The organism is Leisingera sp. ABM4_103 (assembly GCF_056158685.1).
In genome coordinates, this window is sequence record NZ_JBSWTU010000005.1 from 458,790 (window position 1) to 477,706 (window position 18,917).

At 64.2% G+C, this 18,917-nt stretch carries 18 protein-coding genes; 11 read left to right on the plus strand and 7 right to left on the minus strand.

From position 1 onward, the window contains the following. Positions 1–221 precede the first annotated feature (221 nt). Positions 222–1,238 (minus strand): AraC family transcriptional regulator, encoded by a 1,017-nt coding sequence (locus ACXAED_RS03880; RefSeq protein ID WP_475047030.1) that lies wholly within the window; start codon positions 1,236–1,238, stop codon positions 222–224. Positions 1,239–1,655: 417 nt separating this feature from the next. On the opposite strand from ACXAED_RS03880, the gene ACXAED_RS03885 reads away from it, so the two are divergent. Beyond that, positions 1,656–2,501: a 2-dehydro-3-deoxygalactonokinase gene (locus ACXAED_RS03885; RefSeq protein ID WP_475047032.1), complete on the plus strand. Its 846-nt coding sequence runs from the start codon at positions 1,656–1,658 to the stop codon at positions 2,499–2,501. Positions 2,502–2,787: 286 nt separating this feature from the next. Here the strand turns inward: ACXAED_RS03885 and ACXAED_RS03890 are convergent, their stop codons facing one another. Both ACXAED_RS03890 and ACXAED_RS03895 read right to left on the minus strand, forming a co-directional pair. After that, positions 2,788–3,588: a TIGR03084 family metal-binding protein gene (locus ACXAED_RS03890; protein WP_475047034.1), complete on the minus strand. Its 801-nt coding sequence runs from the start codon at positions 3,586–3,588 to the stop codon at positions 2,788–2,790. Positions 3,589–3,678: 90 nt separating this feature from the next. After that, the gene (locus ACXAED_RS03895) at positions 3,679–4,692 is read right to left on the minus strand and encodes a hypothetical protein (RefSeq protein WP_475047036.1); all 1,014 of its coding nucleotides are present in this window, start codon (positions 4,690–4,692) and stop codon (positions 3,679–3,681) included. Between the two features lie 362 nt (positions 4,693–5,054). Here ACXAED_RS03895 and ACXAED_RS03900 point away from each other — a divergent pair, with 362 nt between their 5' ends. Next, positions 5,055–6,500, plus strand: coding sequence for a hypothetical protein (locus tag ACXAED_RS03900; RefSeq protein ID WP_475047039.1), 1,446 nt, complete (start codon positions 5,055–5,057; stop codon positions 6,498–6,500). Between the two features lie 67 nt (positions 6,501–6,567). On the opposite strand, the gene ACXAED_RS03905 is transcribed toward ACXAED_RS03900, so the two are convergent. Then, positions 6,568–7,686, minus strand: coding sequence for a THUMP domain-containing class I SAM-dependent RNA methyltransferase (locus ACXAED_RS03905; RefSeq protein ID WP_475047041.1), 1,119 nt, complete (start codon positions 7,684–7,686; stop codon positions 6,568–6,570). Between the two features lie 278 nt (positions 7,687–7,964). On the opposite strand from ACXAED_RS03905, the gene ACXAED_RS03910 reads away from it, so the two are divergent. The 9 genes from ACXAED_RS03910 (at position 7,965) to ACXAED_RS03950 (ending at position 16,525) form a co-directional block, all read left to right on the plus strand. Then, a complete protein-coding gene (locus ACXAED_RS03910) occupies positions 7,965–9,698 on the plus strand; it encodes an ABC transporter substrate-binding protein (RefSeq protein WP_475047042.1) in 1,734 nt (577 codons plus the stop codon). Positions 9,699–9,854: 156 nt separating this feature from the next. After that, positions 9,855–10,919, plus strand: coding sequence for an ABC transporter ATP-binding protein (locus tag ACXAED_RS03915; RefSeq protein WP_475047044.1), 1,065 nt, complete (start codon positions 9,855–9,857; stop codon positions 10,917–10,919). Between the two features lie 7 nt (positions 10,920–10,926). Continuing rightward, the gene (locus ACXAED_RS03920; RefSeq protein ID WP_475047046.1) at positions 10,927–12,021 is read left to right on the plus strand and encodes an ABC transporter ATP-binding protein; all 1,095 of its coding nucleotides are present in this window, start codon (positions 10,927–10,929) and stop codon (positions 12,019–12,021) included. Further along, positions 12,021–12,884, plus strand: coding sequence for a carbohydrate ABC transporter permease (locus ACXAED_RS03925; RefSeq protein WP_475047047.1), 864 nt, complete (start codon positions 12,021–12,023; stop codon positions 12,882–12,884). Before ACXAED_RS03920 ends, ACXAED_RS03925 begins: the two co-directional genes overlap by 1 nt. Before the next feature lie 13 nt (positions 12,885–12,897). Then, on the plus strand, positions 12,898–13,695 hold the full coding sequence (locus ACXAED_RS03930) for a carbohydrate ABC transporter permease (RefSeq protein WP_421055566.1): 798 nt from the start codon (positions 12,898–12,900) through the stop codon (positions 13,693–13,695). Continuing rightward, positions 13,695–13,973 carry a DUF2160 domain-containing protein gene (locus ACXAED_RS03935; protein WP_027236659.1) on the plus strand — a complete coding sequence of 93 codons (279 nt, stop codon included), beginning with the start codon at positions 13,695–13,697 and terminating at the stop codon, positions 13,971–13,973. Before ACXAED_RS03930 ends, ACXAED_RS03935 begins: the two co-directional genes overlap by 1 nt. Before the next feature lie 321 nt (positions 13,974–14,294). After that, positions 14,295–14,711, plus strand: coding sequence for a BlaI/MecI/CopY family transcriptional regulator (locus ACXAED_RS03940; protein WP_475047049.1), 417 nt, complete (start codon positions 14,295–14,297; stop codon positions 14,709–14,711). Further along, positions 14,701–15,843: a M56 family metallopeptidase gene (locus ACXAED_RS03945; protein WP_475047050.1), complete on the plus strand. Its 1,143-nt coding sequence runs from the start codon at positions 14,701–14,703 to the stop codon at positions 15,841–15,843. Before ACXAED_RS03940 ends, ACXAED_RS03945 begins: the two co-directional genes overlap by 11 nt. A gap of 433 nt (positions 15,844–16,276) precedes the next feature. After that, entirely contained in the window at positions 16,277–16,525 is a 249-nt protein-coding gene (locus ACXAED_RS03950) for an EF-hand domain-containing protein (RefSeq protein WP_475047052.1), read from the plus strand. A gap of 118 nt (positions 16,526–16,643) precedes the next feature. Here the strand turns inward: ACXAED_RS03950 and ACXAED_RS03955 are convergent, their stop codons facing one another. Genes ACXAED_RS03955 through ACXAED_RS03965 form a run of 3 tightly spaced genes read right to left on the minus strand, consistent with a single transcriptional unit; the run spans position 16,644 to position 18,917 of the window. Then, positions 16,644–16,868 carry an NnrT protein gene (locus ACXAED_RS03955; RefSeq protein ID WP_475047054.1) on the minus strand — a complete coding sequence of 75 codons (225 nt, stop codon included), beginning with the start codon at positions 16,866–16,868 and terminating at the stop codon, positions 16,644–16,646. After that, positions 16,865–17,038: a hypothetical protein gene (locus ACXAED_RS03960; RefSeq protein WP_475047055.1), complete on the minus strand. Its 174-nt coding sequence runs from the start codon at positions 17,036–17,038 to the stop codon at positions 16,865–16,867. The genes ACXAED_RS03955 and ACXAED_RS03960 overlap by 4 nt, the downstream gene beginning before the upstream one ends. 1 nt (position 17,039) lies before the next feature. Beyond that, positions 17,040–18,917, minus strand: coding sequence for a nitric oxide reductase activation protein NorD (locus ACXAED_RS03965; protein WP_475047057.1), 1,878 nt, complete (start codon positions 18,915–18,917; stop codon positions 17,040–17,042).

Below are 18,917 nucleotides of genomic sequence, written 5' to 3' on the forward strand. Positions count from 1 at the left end.
CTCCGCCTAAATCCTTGGCGGCCCTGCATTCCGGCAGTCACCCCTAGTTAAACTAAATTTTAGAAAATTCGCGCAAATTGTGGAAAGGCGCCCGGAAACCCCCAAAAAAGCCGCCAGCAAGGGGTGCGGGCGGAAACAATTTCCTGGAGATTCCCGGAATTGTTCCTAATCCAGTTAAATCAGGTGCAGAATTGAAGCAAGCCCAGCGCGATTTGCACCGGTCAGCCGCCCCGGAACTGCCCCGGACTTTGCCCTGTCCAGCGCCGGAAGGCCTCGCTGAAGCTGTTGAGGCCGGAATAGCCGAGAAGGAAAGCAATTTCGGACAGCGAAAGCCTGCTCTCCCGCAGATAGCGGATCGCCAGAGCCTTGCGCAACTCCTCAAGAATGGTGAAGTAGCTGGTGCCTGCCCGTGCCAGCTTGCGCGATAGGGTGCGCGGGCTCATGCCCAGATCCCCCGCCACATTTGCCAGCGACGCCGAACCGCCGGAAAGCCGGGCGGACACCGCTTCTTCGACCTGCGCTGTCAGATCAGTGCTGCCGCGTCCAAGCCCCCGCCCGTGCAGCATCTGGTCGCCATAGGCGCGCAGGACCCGCAAGAGCAGACGGTCGGCACTCAGCAGCGGCAAGTCCAGATCCTCCGGTTTGAAGACAACGCAGCTGGCCGCGGCGCCGAACCGCACCGGGCAGCCGTAGTAGGCCGCCATCTCATCGACACCGCGGCGGTGCCGATGGGCAAAGGCCGCCTGCTGCGGCTCGATCCGGGTCCCGGCGGCCTCGCGCAGGGCGGTGAAGAACAGCGCCGCCAGGAATTCGATGTACTGATCCGCCTTTTGGCCGGAGGCCGCTTTGCAGGACCAAGCGAACTCTCCATGAGACGCGAGACGGGACGTATCCACTTCCCAGCCGCTGCTCATCACCCCGGCATACCGCGCGATATTGCGCAGGAAGCACCCCGCGGTTGGCGAAGTGCGGGCGATGTAGCCCAGCAGGCCCGCCGCGCGCAGGTCGCTGCGGCAGCCGAGGTGAAAGCCGAACAGGGGATCTTTCGACAGCTCTGCGGCCCGGCTGAAAAGACCGGCGATCGCGGCAAAGGGCGCGGCAGGCTCTTCCTGGTTCAACAAGCCCTGGCCGAACCCCGTTCCAGCGAACACTGCGGCAGGGGTAAAGCCCTTTGCCAGCAGATGACGCGCGGCCAGCTGGGCAAATATTGCATTGTGCGGTGCCGGTGCGGCGGGCATGTCTGCGGTCTCTCCTGTTGCTGTCACGGCCGGTTGCGGTGATTGCGGCCAAAGCCGCGGTCCGGACTTGATGGATCCGGCGCAGACAGACGTTCAGAGCAGGCGTGCTGCCATCAGTCAGTCCGCAGTGCCGGCGCGGTGCAGCCTTTCTGCTGCGCTGCGGCCGCTCCGCCGGGCAGGTGCTGTCCCGGACTGGCCACAGAAAGATGATACTGGATTTTCCATCCGTGACGCAGAGCTTCAAAGCTTGTCATTTGAACAATTCCCGGACGATATAGCCTATGACGGGCATACCAACGGACAGGACCCTCTCCAAACGGGTATCCGGGCCTGTCCAAGAGCGCTCAGTGCCCTTGCCGGGCAAGGGAATCGCCGCCATAAGCGCGTGCAATGCCATGGCAGAGAAACGAGGACATCATGCACCCTCCGCAAAACGCGGCCGGCTGGCTGGCCGCCAACCTGGACGGTCTGACGCTTACCGCCTGGAATGTGACGGATGGCACCCCGGCCCCTGCGCAGGTGCTGCAGCTGCCGGACAGCAGCCCTGCCGCGCTGGCCCAAGCGCTGCGTCAGGCGATGGGCGGCACTGCCTGTCCGGTGGTGCTGGGCGGCAGTTCGCTGGTGCCGCCGCGCCCGGTTCCGGTTGCGCCGGCGGATCTGCCGCTGCACGAAACCCGGCTGGAGGGGCTGGAGGTCCATGCCCTGCCTGGACTCAGCCAGGCGGCCCCCTGCGGCGCGATGCACGGCGCGCTGGCCCGGCTCAGCGGGTTCCTGCAGCTGAACCCGGATTGGGACGGGGTGGTGTGCCTGCCGGGAGCGGTGACACACTGGGTGCAGGTGAGCGCCCGCGAGGCGGTCAGTTTCCAAAGCGCCCTGACCGGGCAGCTGGCGCAGGCCACGGCACAGGCGATGGGGCTGGAGACGGCAGGCGATTGGGACAAGGCGGTGCTGACGGATGCGGCAGCCGACGGGATTGCCAAGCCGGAGCTGCTGGCGGCCCGCCTGGCCTCGGTGCAGGCCGCGGCGGTTCTGGGGCAGATGCCGGCCGCCACCGCACGCGCCCGGATCTGGGGGCTGCTGCTGGGCGCCGAGCTGGCCGCAGCGCGGCCCTACTGGCTGGGCCAGAACCTGGCCCTGATCGCAGAGCCGCCGGTGCAGGCGCTTTATTCGGCCGCGCTGGAGGCGCAGGCGGTGCCGGTCAGCCTCGCGGATCCTGACCGTATGGCGCTGGAAGGCCTGACCCGCGCCTGGAACGGAAGCTGAGCGGCTGCGGCTGAAGTCCGGCCGGACCGCATGCACCAGAGGCCGCCGCTCAAAGCGTCCGGCAACCACCCGCGCCTGAGAAAACAAAGCGCTCCCGCGCCCGCAGGTGCCCCGGCTGCGCCGGGACCCCTTGGCGGCCTTGGGCGTAGCGCCGCGCTCTGCGCGGCGCTACGCCCAACGGGCACAAGCCGTCCGCCAGGACGGCTGAAGCCGGGCGGGAGCTCCTCCTCCTGCACCTTACCGGGGCTCCTGCACTTTAGTTGCCCCGGATGAACAGAGTGGCGGATCAGGACTTTGCGGTGAAGCGGCTGCCCTTGGCGGGGGGCGTTTCCGGCGGGCCGGCAAAACATTGGGCGGTGCGCATCCACTCCTGCGCGGCGGTGCCTTCCGCCTGCAAGCTGGTGTCGCCGGCATTCCGGACCTGCGTGACCACTTGCGCGAACTCCACTGCGCTGCCCTTGACGAAATTTCCGTCCTGCGGCGTGTTCCACTCCCAGACTGCGCCCGACGGGCCGGTCAATTGCACGAAAGGCGCAGGCTCCGGCACCTCCAGCCCGCGGTTGCGGAAGCTCCAGCCAAAGGTGGCCACACCCAGATGCGCGATGTTGCGGATGCGGTCCTGTTCCTGCCGCTGCAGTCCCAGGTGGTCGAACACCTCCTGGCCATGCGCCCAGGTCTCCATCTGCCGGGCGGTGATGGCGCTGAGCGCGCTCATGTCCGGCCCGATCCACCTGAGCCGCGTCTTGGGGTCCGCAGCGGTATAAGCATCAGCACAGCGTTCCGCCCCCTGCTGCCAAGCCTGATACAGAGCGCGGCCCGTGAGGCCGTCCAGCCAGGGAAACTGGCACTCGAGGATGGACTTGCCCGCCTGCATGTCCCGCAGCACCGGCGCGATGAAGGCGGCGAACTCCGCCTCGCCCTGCAGCGACGCCTCCGCCGCGGCGTTGAACAGGTGCAGGTGCCCAAGCACGTGATCAAGGGTCCAGTCCTTGAACTGGGTTGCCCGGTGAAACTCCGCCTCCGGCAGGTCCTCCAGAATGGCCGCCAGGGCGCGGCTTTCGGCGCGGAAATCTTCGGCCTGCTGCATGTCTTCTCCCCCGTGTGTGTCTGGCGGCAGGATAACCCCGCGGATTTCATCACCGAAACCCGGACGGCACGTCACAGGAGAGACAAACCTTCAACCCTCGGACATGGCCTTGAAGGCGCGGCCCGCGGCCTCGAAATTGCGGCTGAGCGGTGCGGTCAGCCGGGACTGCGCTGCGTAATAAGCGCCGGTGCGGCACAGCTGCGCGGCAAATTCCGGATGCACGCCGGCATCGTCCAACTTGCGCACTCGCTCCTTGCTGAGCCAGCCGCGGCTCTTCACTTCCTTCTGGATCAGCTCCAGCCGCTGAATGCAGTGCAAGGCCGTATAGGCCGAGAGATACTCCAGATATGCGCCGATCTCATGGCCGCAGGCTGGATCGAAGGTCTCGATCATCACATCGGCCATCTTGTCAGGCGCAATCGGCCAGGTCTCGTCGCCGATGAGCCAGGCAAAGTCCTCTGCCCCGTGGCGCAGGCCCGCATACTCAAAGTCGAACCAGCGGACATAACCGTCCTCGCCGATCGCCGCATTGCCAGCGCGGCAGTCCCACTTCAGGAACTGAACCCCCGGCTGCTCCATGTATTCGGCCACCGCCGGGTAGTCGAACGCATCTGGGACGCCCATGGAATAGGATTCCAGCGCCTCCACGGAACTGATGAAGTTGCGGATCCAGCTGCGGTTGGCGCCCAAATGCGGCAGCACAGTGTGCAGCTCAGTCTTGCGGGCCGCCGCCTGGATGCGGAAGATCGCGGCGCAGGCCTCGGCCGCCAGGTCGAGCTGGTCTGTTTCGCCGTGCTCGATGATCTCCTCGCTCAGCCGCGTCTCGCCGGTATCGGATTGAAACAGCACGTCATTATGCACCCCCAGCACCCGCGGTATGTCATCGCAATGCGGTGCCAGCTGCTCCAGCACAAAGGCTTCCAGGTGGGTGCGGCGGAAATTGGCGCGCAGGGTGGCAATCGCCGTGCGGTCCTTGAAATGCAGCCGCAGCGAGGAGCGCGACTTGCCGCCCGGGGCGGTAATTTCCACCGGTTCCTCGCCAAGCACCTCCCAGGCCGCCGCCGCGATATACGCGGTGCGGTCGTCGAATTTCCCGTCAGCCATTGCCTGCCCCCTTTCCAACATGCTGGTCCGGATCCGGGCCAGCTCACCCCTCTGCGGTTAACGCCTTAGCGGGCGAAGGCGGCATTTTTCGGGACAGATTTGGGCAATCGCTGCGGGCCGCAGGCTGATTCGCGCCGCCTGGAAACACGTGTGACGTTGCATTGACCGGAGAGATCGGCACAATCGGGGCAAGCGACGGAGTATTGTTTCCCTATTCTCTCCGGAATTCTTGGAATTTGCCTAAAACGTGCCGAAAATTTGGCCCTTCCCGCCGGCTTCCTTACCTTTGCCAATTGCGTGTTTGCGTCCTGTGCACAGGCCAATCCGCAATTGGGTTTCGAGGTTTTGCCTGGGGGTAGATAATGGGCCGGGGACATTTCTCATGGGGCTGGGGCGGCAAGCAGGCCTGCGGCGGCAACAGCTATTACAACGGCGGCGTGCAAGGCGGGCATTTCGGCCGCTGGTACGACAGCCACTTGTCTGACCGTTATGGCTGGAAAGGCAAGGGCTATAAGGCTTGGCGCGAAGACAGGAAGGATGAGGAGGACGGCTCCGGCAGCACCAGAGGTTCTGGCGGAACTAAGGGTTCCGGAGGCACCAAAGGTTCCGGCGGCACCAAGGGGTCCGGCGGCACCAAGGGGTCCGGCGGCACCAAGGGGTCCGGTGGCACCAAGGGGTCCGGAGGCACCAAAGGTTCCGGCGGCACCAAAGGATCCGGCGGCACCAAAGGTTCCGGCGGCACCAAAGGATCCGGCGGCACCAAAGGATCCGGCGGCACCAAAGGTTCCGGCGGCACCAAAGGATCCGGCGGCACCAAAGGATCCGGCGGCAGCAGAGGGTCCGGCGGCACCAAGGGCTGCGGCGGCAAGGGCCATCACGGCAAAAAGCACTGGTGGTACCGCGAGGAAGATGACTGGAACGGGTCCGGAGGGACTGGTGGCTCAGGCGGGTCAGGCGGGACCAAGGGTTCGGGTGGAACGCATGGCTGCGGGTCCGGCACCAAGGGGTCCGGCGGTACCGGGGGCTCGGGCAGCGGCGGGACCAAAGGAAGCGGCACCAGTGGGTCCGGCGGAACTGGCGGCACCAAGGGGACCGGTGGTGACACAGGTGGCGGCGGAGACAGCGGCAAGACGTCCGTATTCTTCGAGATCGGCGGCAATGGCGAACCGAGTGTCACCGTCGAGGTGCTGCAGACGCCGGAAAACCAGCTGTTCATCAAGATGGAGCCGACCTCTTGGGACGGTGAAGTGGCCGACATCGACGGGCTGTTTTTCAACATGGCGGATGACGCCAGCGTAAGCGGGCTGAATTTCTTCCCGGACGAAAACGCGCTGCCGGTGACCGGCCATGAGGCCAATGCCAATTCCGTCAATGCGCTGGACACCGGCACCACCGTGCCCGGCAATTTCGACGCGATGGTGCAATTCGGCCAGGTGCCGGACAGCACCGACGGCACCGTCACCAATGCCAACTTCACCCTGTGGTCAGACACCGGGCTGACGCTGGAGGATATCGACCTCAGCAGCATGTCTCTGGTGGTGAGCAACCCGGACGGGTCGCAACAGGTTCTGGAAGGCGGCTATGATCCGGCGGTGGCGGCCAGCAGCGGCAGCTCTTATGCCAATGGCGGTGTCACCGGCGAGGGCTTAAGCAACTGGTATGACGCCAACCTGGCAGGCCAGTTTCAGGGCAGCAGCGGCGAGCCCGGTGCCGAGGACTTTATGGCGCTGATGACCCAGCCAGCGGGTGGCACTGTGCCCGGTGGCGGCACCGAGGGCGGGACGGGCGATATCTACGACATCGGCTGAACCAGCCTCATCAATGCAAACCTTGTCGAGGGCGCCGCGGGGCGCCCTCTTGCGTACCCGGACCTGTTCAGGGCAGCGGATCAGTCTTGAAAAGGTGGATCTTCAGGCCGCCGTGGGCAACCGGCGGGCCAAACGGCAGGAAGGGCAGATTGGTCGCCTTGGCCAGGCTGGTTTCGGAGGTGACGATACCAACACGCCAGCCGGAGAACCGCTCCTTCAGCACCTGTCCCAAGGCGCCGTAGAGGGCAAAGAGCAGCTTCTTGTTGCCGATGCGGGCACCGTAAGGCGGGTTAACGATGACCAGGCCCGGCGGGCCTTCGGGGCGCTGCAAATCGCTGACGGCGGCCTGTATGAACCGGGTGCAGTCCGCAACGCTGGCGCGCTCGGCATTGGCGGTGGACATCTCAACGGCACCGGCGTTGCGGTCGGAGCCGTGGAACAGCACGTCCGTTGCGCGTGCCTCGCCCTGCTGCTTCAGCTTTGCCCAGGCGTTCGCATCAAAAGTCGCAAGCTTTTCAAAGGCAAAGCTGCGGCTGCGGCCCGGCAGCAGGCCCTTGGCGATCTCGGCTGCCTCGATCACAAAGGTGCCGGAGCCGCACATCGGATCGACCACCGGCTCATTGCCGTTATAGCCGCATTCGCGCAGGAACAGGGCGGCGAGATTTTCCCGCATCGGCGCCTTGCCGACGGCGGATTTGTGGCCGCGCTTGTGCAGCCCCTCACCCGAGGTGTCGACGCTGAAGACGCAGAGGTTGTCCTCAATGCGCAGCTTCACCGTCAGCTCGGCATCCTTGGTGACGGGGGCGCCTAGGGTCTCGGCAATGGCTTTTTCCACCCGCTGGGCGGCGGCGCCGGCGTGGTAGATTTTGGATTTCTTGTTGGTGGCGACCTCCACCTTCAACGGCACGTCCGGGCGCAGCACATCGCCCCAGGGGAACTTGCGCGCGCGCTTGTCGAGCTGGGCCAGGTGGAAAGCGCGGAACTCGCCGATGCGCGCCAAAACCCGCGCGGCACCGCGTACCGACAGGTTGGCCCGCCAGACCTCCCGCCAATCCCCCTGCACCGTGACCCCGCCCGGCACTGCCTTGGGCGCGGCAAAACCCAGCTCCTTGGCCTCGGCCAGCAGCGCCTGCTCCAGCCCAGGCGGTGCGGTCAGGAAGATCTCGAATGTGGTTTCTTGCGTCATGGCGTCTCTGTAACGGGAATGCCTTGGCGCGGCGACTGCTTTTTTCACGGCAATGAGGGCGAGAAGTGGCGTTGCGTCACAACTGGAGATGCTGCGATGCGGCATGGTATGCACCTGCGGAATGCGCCTGATGACGGGCTCATTATACCAATTAAAACAATCACATAACACTTACTAAAAAATTAGTTTGACAACATAATCCAACCTATGAAAGCTCTATGGCAGTCAGGTGCAGCCAATGCATAGCTGGCTTTAAACGACTTTCAGGGAGGAAAAAGATGCGGAAGTATCTTTTGTCCGCAGCCGCCGTTTGCGCGATGGTTGCGGGATCGATTGGCTATGCCGATGAAATGGCGGCCAAGAAATGGATTGATGAAGAATTTCAGCCTTCGGTGCTGACCAAGGATGAGCAGCTGTCGGAATTGCAGTGGTTCATCCAGGCGGCTGAGCCGTTCAAAGGCATGGAGATCAACGTGCTGTCGGAAGGCATCCCGACGCACTCCTACGAATCCGAGGTTCTGACCAAGGCGTTCGAGGAGATCACCGGCATCAAGGTGAACCACCAGATTCTGGGTGAAGGCGAGGTCGTTCAGGCCGTGCAGACCCAGATGCAGACCAAGCGGAACCTCTATGACGCCTACGTCAATGACTCCGACCTGATCGGCACCCACTCGCGCCTGCAGCTGGCCTATAACCTGACCGACATGATGGCAGGCGAGTTCAAGGACGTGACCAACCCCGGTCTCGACCTGGATGACTTCATGGGCACCCAGTTCACCACCGGCCCGGACGGCGACCTGTACCAGCTGCCCGACCAGCAGTTCGCGAACCTGTACTGGTTCCGCAAGGACTGGTTCGACCGCGAAGACCTGCAGGCCGCATTCAAGGAAAAGTACGGCTATGACCTGGGCGTTCCGGTCAACTGGTCCGCTTATGAGGACATCGCCGAGTTCTTCAGCGAGCACGTCAAGGAAATCGACGGCACCGCAATCTATGGCCACATGGATTACGGCAAGCGCGCGCCGGACCTTGGCTGGCGGATGACCGATGCCTGGCTGTCGATGGCCGGTGCCGGTTCGAAGGGTGAGCCGAACGGCGTGCCGATCGACGAATGGGGCATCCGCATGGAAGAAGGCTCCTGCAACCCGCAGGGCGCCAGCGTGACCCGCGGCGGTGCTGCAAACGGCCCGGCAGCGGTCTATGCGATCCGCAAGTGGGACGAATGGCTGCGCAAGTATGCTCCTCCGGGCGCTGCATCCTATGACTTCTACCAGTCGCTGCCGGCACTGGCACAGGGCAACGTGGCACAGCAAATCTTCTGGTACACCGCCTTTACCGCCGACATGGTGAAGCCGCAGTCCGAAGGCAACAATACCGTTGATGCCGAGGGCAACCCGCTGTGGCGGATGGCGCCCAGCCCGCACGGCCCCTACTGGGAAGAAGGCCAGAAGGTCGGTTATCAGGACGTGGGTTCCTGGACCTTCCTCAAGTCCACCCCGCTGGACCGTGCCCAGGCTGCCTGGCTCTATGCCCAGTTCGTTGTGTCCAAGACCGTGGACGTGAAGAAATCGCACGTTGGCCTGACCTTCATCCGCGACTTTTCCGTGAACCACGAAAGCTTCACCGAGCGCGCACCCAAGCTGGGCGGCCTGGTCGAGTTCTACCGCTCGCCTGACCGTGTGGCATGGTCGCCGACCGGCATCAACGTTCCGGACTATCCGAAGCTGGCCCAGATCTGGTGGCAGCAAATCGGTGACGTGAACTCCGGCGCCTTCACGCCGCAGGAAGCGATGGACCGTCTGGCCGAGGAAATGGACATCACCATGGGCCGTATGCAGCGTGCAGACGAGCAGGCGAATGTCTATGGCGGCTGCGGCCCGCGCCTGAACGAAGAGAAGGACGCGGAGTGGTGGTTCGCCAATGGCGGTGCCAAGCCGAAGCTGGAAAACGAGAAGCCGGAAGGCCAGACCGTCAACTATGACGAGCTGGTGGCCCGCTGGGCAACCAACTAAGGCCTCCTCCCGGCCCGGCCAGCGATCCCCATCATCTGGCCGGGCTGCATCAGGCCCCGGAGACCCTTTCCCGTCTTCCGGGGCCTTTTTCCCCAAGACCCCAGCGCGCCCCTGCCCCGCGCGCAAACAGGCCGCCTGCCAGAAAGTCAAAGCAAGATGGCACTCGAACTCAAGGGTGTGACCAAGCGCGTCGGCGCTATTCAGCACATCAAGGAAACCTCCCTGCTGCTGGAGCCCGGTCACTTTAACGTCCTCCTCGGCGCCACCGGCTCCGGAAAGACCTCACTCATTAAACTGATGGCGGGCCTTGACCCGATGGCCAGCGGCCAGGTGCTGATGGATGGCGAGGATGTCAGCCGTCTCAGCACCCAGAAGCGCAACATCAGCCTGGTGCATCAGTTCTTCATCAACTACCCGCACATGACGGTGTATGAAAACATCGCCTCGCCCCTCAAGGTGGCAGGCATGGCCAAGTCGGAGATTGCCGGCCGCGTCGAGGAAGCTGCTGAGATCCTGCAGCTGAAGCCGATGCTGCACCGCCGCCCGCATGAGCTGTCCGGCGGCCAGCAGCAGCGCTGTGCGCTGGCCCGCGCGATCGCCAAGGAAAGCCGCGCGGTGTTTCTGGATGAGCCGCTGGCCAACCTCGACTACAAACTGCGCGAAGAGCTGCGCGACCAGCTGCCCGAGCTGTTTGCAGGCCGCGGCGCTGTGGTGGTCTATGCGACCTCCGAACCGGAAGAGGCGCTGCTCCTGGGCGGCAAGACCGCGCTGATGCGCGATGGCCGGGTGACCCAGTTCGGCCCCACCGCCGAGATCTACCGCAACCCCGGCAATGTCGATGCGGCGCGGGTGTTCTCCGACCCGCCGATCAACACCGCCGAGATCACCAAGCAGGGCAGCACGGCCCTGCTGGGCGCTGGCGTCACCTGGGAGCTGAGCGGTGCTGCCGCCGGGCTGGCCGATGGCACCTACACCATCGCCATCCGCCCGCACCACGTGCTGCCTGTGGCGAAAAACGGCGCCCATGTGCAGCTGTCGGGCCAGGTGCAGGTGACCGAACTCTCCGGCTCTGAAAGCTCCGCTCATTTCGACATGGGCACCGGCAGCTGGGTCTCGCTGGCCCACGGCGTCCACCCCTATCAGGTGGGCGAGCTGCACGATTTCTACATGGACCCCGCGCAGGCCTATTTCTTTGCCCCTGACGGCAGCCGCGCGGCGTGAGGCATCAATGGCTAAAATAACTCTTTCAAAACTGCGCCACAGCTATCTTTCGGCACCGAAATCCGACTCGGATTACGCGCTGAAGGAAATCGACCTCGACTGGACCGACGGCGGCGCCTATGCGCTGCTTGGCCCCTCGGGCTGCGGCAAATCCACCCTTCTGAACATCATCTCGGGCTTGCTGGTTCCATCCGAAGGCCAGATCCTGTTCGACGGCAAGGACGTGACCGCCCTGCCCCCGGACCAGCGCAACATCGCCCAGGTGTTCCAGTTCCCGGTGATCTACGACACCATGACGGTCTACGACAACCTGGCCTTCCCGCTGCGCAACCGCGGCCGGGACGAGGCCACCGTGCACCGGCGGGTGATGGCGATTGCCGAAATGCTCGAAGTGACCGGGATGCTGGATCAGAAGGCGGCAGGATTGTCACCCGACAACAAGCAGAAGATCTCCATGGGGCGCGGGCTGGTGCGCGAGGATGTGAACGTGGTGATGTTCGACGAGCCGCTCACCGTGATCGATCCGCACCTGAAGTGGAAGCTGCGCTCCAAGCTCAAGGAGCTGCACCAGCGCGTCCAGGCAACGATGATCTACGTCACCCACGACCAGACCGAGGCGCTGACCTTTGCCGATCAGGTGGTGGTGATGCAACTGGGCGAGGTGGTGCAGATCGGCACGCCGGTCGAGCTGTTCGAACGCCCCGCGCATACCTTTGTCGGCCATTTCATCGGTTCGCCGGGGATGAACATCCTGCCTTGCGAGCTGCAGCACGGTGCCGCCGTGTTCGCGGGCCAGCAGATCGCGCTGGAAGGCCCCATTCAGGGTGCAGCTAACGGCCAGACCGAAATCGGCGTCCGCCCGGAGTTTGTGTCCCTGTCGAACACCGGCCTGCCCGCAACCGTCACCAAGGTCTCTGACATCGGCCGCCACACGGTGGTGGAATGCGAGGCCGGCGGTCAGCGCATCAACGCGATCACCGATGGCGCCGCCCCCGAAAAAGGCAGCGCCGTGCACCTCGCCTTCCGCCAGGACATGACCCGGCTTTACGTGGATGGCTGGCTTGCCACCTCCCCCGCTGCAGACGAACAAGGAGCGGCCTGATGAAAACCGAAAACCAGAAAGCCTGGTTCTTTGTGCTGCCGGTGCTGGCGCTGGTCGCATTCAACGCGCTGATCCCGATGATGACGGTGGTCAACTACTCGGTGCAGGAAACCTTTGGCGACAACGTGTTTTTCTGGCAGGGACTGGACTGGTTCCAGCAGATCCTGCGCTCTGACCGCTTCCACGCGGCGCTTGGCCGCCAATTCCTGTTCACCTTCCTGATCCTGATCATCGAGGTGCCGCTGGGCATCGCGATTGCGCTGTCGATGCCGCGCAAGGGCTTCTGGGTGCCGGTCTGCCTGGTGCTGATGGCGCTGCCGATGCTGATCCCGTGGAACGTGGTCGGCGCGATGTGGAACATCTTCACCCTGCCTGACATCGGCCTCTTGGGTTACACGCTGAACCACGTGCTGGGCATCAACTACGACATGACGCAGGACCCCGTCGCGGCCTGGGTGACTATTGTCACCATGGATGTCTGGCACTGGACTTCGCTGGTGGTGCTGCTGAGCTACGCGGGCCTTGTCTCGATCCCCGACGCCTATTACCAAGCGGCCAAGATCGACGGTGCCTCCAACTGGGCGGTGTTCCGGTTCATCCAGCTGCCCAAGATGAAGACGGTGCTGACCATCGCCATCCTGCTGCGCTTCATGGACAGCTTCAATATCTACACCGAGCCGTTCGTTCTGACCGGCGGCGGTCCCGGCAACTCGACCACGCTGTTGTCGATCGACCTGGTGAAAATCGCGCTCGGCCAGTTCGACCTCGGCCCCGCAGCTGCCATGTCGCTCATCTATTTCGCAATCACTCTGTTGGTCAGCTGGCTGTTCTACACGCTGATGACCAAAGACGACCTGAACTAAGGGAGGGATCACAATGCAGAAACGATCCATCGTCCCCATCGTCTATATCCTGTTCCTCATGCTGCCGATCTACTGGCTGGTGGCGATGAGCTTCAAGACGACCAATGAAATTCTCGCGGGCTTCTCGCTGTTCCCGCAGACTTTCACGCTGGACAACTACAAGACCATCTTCACCGATCCCAGCTGGTACTGGGGCTACATCAACTCGATCGCCTATGTGTCGATCAACACCGTGATCTCCATTGCGGTGGCGCTGCCGGCAGCCTACGCCTTCAGCCGCTACCGGTTCCTGGGCGACAAGCAGCTGTTCTTCTGGCTGCTGACCAACCGGATGGCACCGGCTGCGGTGTTCGCGCTGCCGTTCTTCCAGCTCTACTCCGCGGTGGAGCTGTTCGACACCCACCTGGCCGTCGCCCTGGCGCACTGCCTGTTCAACATCCCGCTGGCAGTGTGGATCCTGGAGGGCTTCATGGGCGGCGTGCCCAAGGAGCTGGATGAGACCGCATTTGTCGACGGCTATTCCTTCCCGCGCTTCTTCGCGACGATCTTTGTGCCGTCGATCAAGGCAGGCGTGGGTGTGGCGGCTTTCTTCTGCTTCATGTTCTCCTGGGTGGAACTGCTGCTGGCAAAAACACTGACCGCCGTCGCCGCCAAGCCGATTGCCGCCACAATGACCAAGACCGCGTCCTCCGCGGGCTATGAACTGGGGCTCTTGGCGGCAGCGGGAACTCTGACAATCATTCCGGGCGCCATCGTGATCTGGTTTGTCCGCAACTACATCGCGAAGGGTTTCGCGATGGGGAGGGTGTAATGCTTTCATGGATGGCCTGGACCTGGCCCACTGCCCTGTTGTTCATCGGCATTTTCACCGCCATCGGCGTGCTGATCATCGCTGAGATCCGCCACCCCGGCGGCGCGGCCCGCAAGGGCGTGCTGGGCCTCACCACCACCCGCGGCGACCGGCTGTTCATCAGCCTCTTGGGCACCTCCTACATCTTCCTGGCCTGGCTGGGACTGGTAGGGATGCCGCTGTGGTGGCCGCTCGGCCTGTCGATTGCCTGGGGCATCTTCTGCTTCTGGAAGGTCTGATAACCTGCGGGTCAGTTTCAATGCTGTCCCTGCGGGTCAAGGGGGCCAAAGGCCCCGCCGCAGGCGGCTTGCCCTTGACGCGCAAACCTAAAACACACTGGAGACCGGCCTTGAAGGCAAACCTGCCCTTCAAGGCCTTCTCAGCCCCCCGAACCGATGCGTCAGGCACCGTCCCAAAGACTGGCCCATCACCCCGCAATCCTGCTGAACAAACTCGCGCGGCAGCGCACAATTTGACAACAGAAACCCCGCCGCCGCACGTCTTCTAAAAAAATAGTTTTCACGGGAGCCCCCTTCCCCTAGCATGACTGGAACCACCAAATGAGCCGGACTGCCGAGGCGATGCGCAAGAAACACGACACTTCCCTGCTGACCGAGGTTGAGCTGGAATTCATGACCGTCGTCTGGGACATGGGCGGCGGCACCGTGCGTGATATCCTGGCCGAGCTGAACAAGGTGCAGGAACGCGCCTATACCTCGGTGGCCACGGTTCTCAAGATCATGGAGCAAAAGGGCTTCCTTACCAGCGAGCGCAAGGACCGCTCTTTGGTTTACCGCCCGGCCGTTCCCAAGGCAGAGTATCAGAAAACATCTCTGAAGAACCTTTCGAGCAAGCTCTTCAACGGCGCGCCCGCCGCACTGGTGGCGCGGCTGGTCGATGATGAGGATGTGACCGACGAGATGCTCGAGGAGATGCGGGCGCTCTTGGAGGAAAGGCTGGGGGACAATGCCAACTGAGGTTCTGCTTAACGCCTATATCGACCTGAACATCCTGCTGCTGGCGGGTGCTGCACTGTGGCTGGCCGCGCGCAAGATCCTGGCCCGCAGCAGGCTGGGCCGCGCCTACCAGCCGCAACTGCGGCTGCTGAACGGGATGACAGTCCTGCTGGCGGCCTCGCCGGTTCTGATCCTTGCTTTCACCCATTTTGTCATCGCGCACCCGCCGAACTTTTCGGACATGCTGGTGTCGCAGTACCTGCAGGGCAATGTCAGCATGAGCGCGGGCAAGTTTGAAACCTTGCTCGGCCTGCGGGAGGACGCCGTGCGCGATCTCAGCAGCCTGCAACCGCTTTGGGCACAGGTGACAGCCGCTGCCTTTGCCGCCGGGGCGCTGATCTGCCTGGCGCATGTGGCTGTTTCTGTCTTCCGGCTGCGTCAGAATCTGGCAGGCGCCTTTACCTGGAAACGGATCGGCCGGGTACAGCTGATGGTTTCCGACACCATCAGCGTGGCCTATTCGACCCGCGGGCTGTTTTGCCGATATGTGGTGCTGCCCTCTGCCCTGCTGAACGACCCGCGCGATCTGCGCCTGACTGTCGCGCATGAGCTGCAGCACTTCCGCCAGCGCGATATCGAATGCGAATTCCTGCTGGAGATGCTGCGCCCCGCCCTGTTCTGGAACCCGGCCTTTTATCTTTGGCGGCGCGAAGTGCGGCTGCTGCGTGAGTTTGCTTGCGACCAGGCACTGATGGCCCGACCCCGGTTCGATGTGCGCGCCTATTGCGAATGCCTGATCCGCGCCTGCGCCCATGCCGCCCGCGGGCCTGCCCTGTTCACCCGCCGCAGCCCGGCGGTAGCACTGGTGGACCGCCGCGAAACCCGCCGCGGCGCGTCGTTGCAGCGGCGCATTATCGCGGTGACAGCGGCTCAGCCGCAGGGGCCGAACTCGCTGGGCTGGGGGCTGGTATCCCTGGCCATGGCCGGGGTGGTGCTGGCAACGGCGATGCTGCTGCAGCGGCCGAGTGACTGGAGCCATGACCGCATCATGCTGTCGACCATCGTCAATCTGGAACGGATGGCCAGCCGCACCAGCACTCCGGAGCTTGCCGTCAGCGCCCTGAACGGCGGCTTCGCCGTTGCGTCTCAGTAGGCGCGCCGGCGCAGTGCAGCCGCGCTGTTCCCAACCCTAAGCACAGCTTCAGCTTCTAGTGCCGCCTGACACTGCCCGCCCGATCTGGTGCCGGCCGCAAATTCTGGAGGCGGGACAGCTCATCTTTGTGAACTACCCCCGATTGCACTGCTGGTTCCCGGTGCAAGCTTTCAAGGAGCGCGGGAAGGGCGGAAACCGTGCAGGCAGAATTCTGCAGAACGGCCCCCCGGCCTTGAGCGGAGAAAGGACCAGCCTGCGGCAGGGGCAGCAAAGCGCCGAACGGACAGCCGCGTTCAGGCAGTCCGGCGCCGGAAATTGCCAATTCACCTCAAGGGGATAGCACCAGCGAACGGGACGCCATAGCTCTATGCCACGGCCCACGAAACAGCGTGGCCGCAAGCAGAAAACCAAACAAACGAATGGAGTGTCTCACATGAAAAAATTCGCGCTGACCGCCGCCGCCTTTGCTGCTCTGGCCGCTTCGCCGCTGGCCGCGATGGAGTCCATCACCGAGGCCGACACCGATGGCAACGGCACCTATTCGCTGGAGGAACTGCAGGCGGCCTTCCCGGATCTGACGGCCGAAACCTTTGCCACCATTGACGCCAATGCCGATGGCGAGGCCGATCTGGCCGAAGTGCAGGCAGCGGAGGAAGCTGGCCTGCTGGCAGCAGACAGCTGATCCTGCGGCAAGGCGGCTCCCCCATCCCCCCGAGCCGCCTTGCCACCCGGTTTCACGCCGGTCTTAAACGGTACCGGGGCCCTGCAGTGCAGGGCCCTTTTTGCATCCCGGCGCGGGGTCAGCCGCCGTCGGCCTGCCGTTTCAGCCGCTCGATATGGCGTGCAAAGGCATAAGTGACAGGCAGGCCCAACAGCAGACCCCAGGCCACCGATTCATAGGGGGTCAGCACCCGCCAGCCGATCCAGCTGGCAATCAGCGAGGCAAAGAAGATGTTGACGGCTGCCGCACCCGCCCCGAACGGGTAGAGCGCTGCCAGAAGCCGCCAGGAGGGCTGCGGTGTCATCGTCGGCTAACCAGGTATTGGACGAACCCCAGACTGACGATCAGGGCGATGGAGCCCATCAGGAACCAGAACTCGGCGGTTTCGGTCTGGGGCTGCGGGATGGGGCGTTCGAAGGTCGCGGCAAAGGCGCTGGAGGGGGCCAGCAGGGCGAAGGAGAGAATGCGTTTCATCTCAGTGCTCCATTGTCAGGGATTGATAGATTTCCGGCAGCGCGCGCGGCAGCCGGTCCGGGTCGGGCAGCAGGGTGAACCCCGCGCGGCCGAAGATGCGGGCAAACCAGTCCTGCCCGTCGGCGTCGATCACCACGCCGTGCACCGATTGGCCCAGGGCGCGCGCCTCGCGCACCGCCATACGGCTGTCCTCGATGCCGTGCACGCCTTCGTAGTGGTCCAGGTCATTGGGCTTGCCATCGGTCAGCACCAAGAGCAGGCGGCGTTCGGATCCTTCCTCAGCCAACTGGGCAGAGGCATGGCGGATTGCAGCGCCGAGCCGGGTGTAGTGGCCGGGTTTGAAGCCGCCGATGCGGGCAGTGACCGCCTCTGACATCGGGTCCTCGAACCCTTTGGCGCGGGTCACGAACACCCGGTCGCGGCGCAGCGAGGAGAAGCCCCAGATGCCCAGACGGTCGCCCGCCGTGGCGATACCGCCGGCAAGTGCTGCCAGGGACTCGCGGGCGGTCTCGATCACCGGGCGGTCGCCGACCGTGGCCTCGGTCGAGCGGGAGCAGTCCATCAGCACCGCCACGCTCAGGTCGCGGGCCATGGGGCGGCTGGCCTGCCAGACCCGGTCGCTGCCCTGCTGGCCGCAGGCCAGATCGACATGGGATTTCACCACTGCTTCCAGATCCAGCTCGTCGCCGTCCAACTGCCGCGGCAGCATCACCCGGCGCGGGTGCAGTGGCGCAAACTGGCGGCGCACGCGGGCGACCAGCCGCGGGTCGGGCTGGAAGCTGTCGGCGGGTTTGCCTTCGGCCTCCAGCACACAAGTATGGGCGGGCATGTGTTTGCCCAGCTTGTGGTTCCACTCGGGATAAGTGAACTGGCCCGCCAGCCGTTCATGTTCGGCATCCTGCGGCGACAGGTCCAGCGAAATCCGCAGCCGCGACGCCGCGCGTTTCATGTGCTGCGAGAGGGTCAGGTTGTCTTGGTCCTCCGCCGCCTTCTGGGCGTTCTCGTTGTCGTCGTCATCGACCATGCGGTTGATGTTCAGGCTTTCGGCCCAGGACAGGATGGATTCGAACCGGTGGACGATGAAGCTGTCTTTGCGGGTGGTCTGGTCCTGGTCCTGCCGCTTGGCGGTCTTGCGGGTGGATACGGCGAGGCCCGGCGTTTTCATCTCCTCCGCTTCGGGGGCTGCCCCCCTGCCCGCTTGCGGAACGGCCAAACGCAGCCAGAACGGCACCGGCTGATAGGTGCGGTAGCCGCGCGGCGCGGTGCAGGTGCAGGGCTCGGCAACCCGGCAGTCAGTGCCGATCTGATCCAGCACCATCCGTTCGATCCGCGCTTCGGAACGCGGCAGGCCGTTGCGTTTGCGGGTCCCGGCGGTATGGGCACAGAACGCGCCATAGGCAGACCGCAGCCCAGGACAGGCGGCAAACACCTTGTCCGCGGCGCGGGCATTGGCGGCGATTTCCAGCTGATCGGCCTGATAGCGGTCCTCGTTGCGATCCGGCAATTCGATCATGGCGGCCATTGCGGCCAGCCACAGGTAGGCCTTGCGGTTCAGCCCGGGGCTCGGGAAGGCGGCCATTTCCGGCGGCAGGCGCAGGCGCTCGCCGTCGAAACTGGCCACATGCACCATCTCGCGCGGCGTGCCAATGCGGCGCAGCGGGTCCGGCCGGTGGTCCGATAGCACCGCGGGCGCCACCTGGATTTCCACGCCCCCGGCCCCGCCCAGCGCCCGGAACAAGGCCGCCACGCTGGCGCGCATGTCCTCGAACCGGACGGTGTGTTCGGTTCTGTCCTCAGCGGCGCCGATCCGTGTGGCCATGCCATGCCACAGGTTGCCGACCGTTTCTTCGGGTTCCAGAAGGTCGAGAGCGTGGATCAT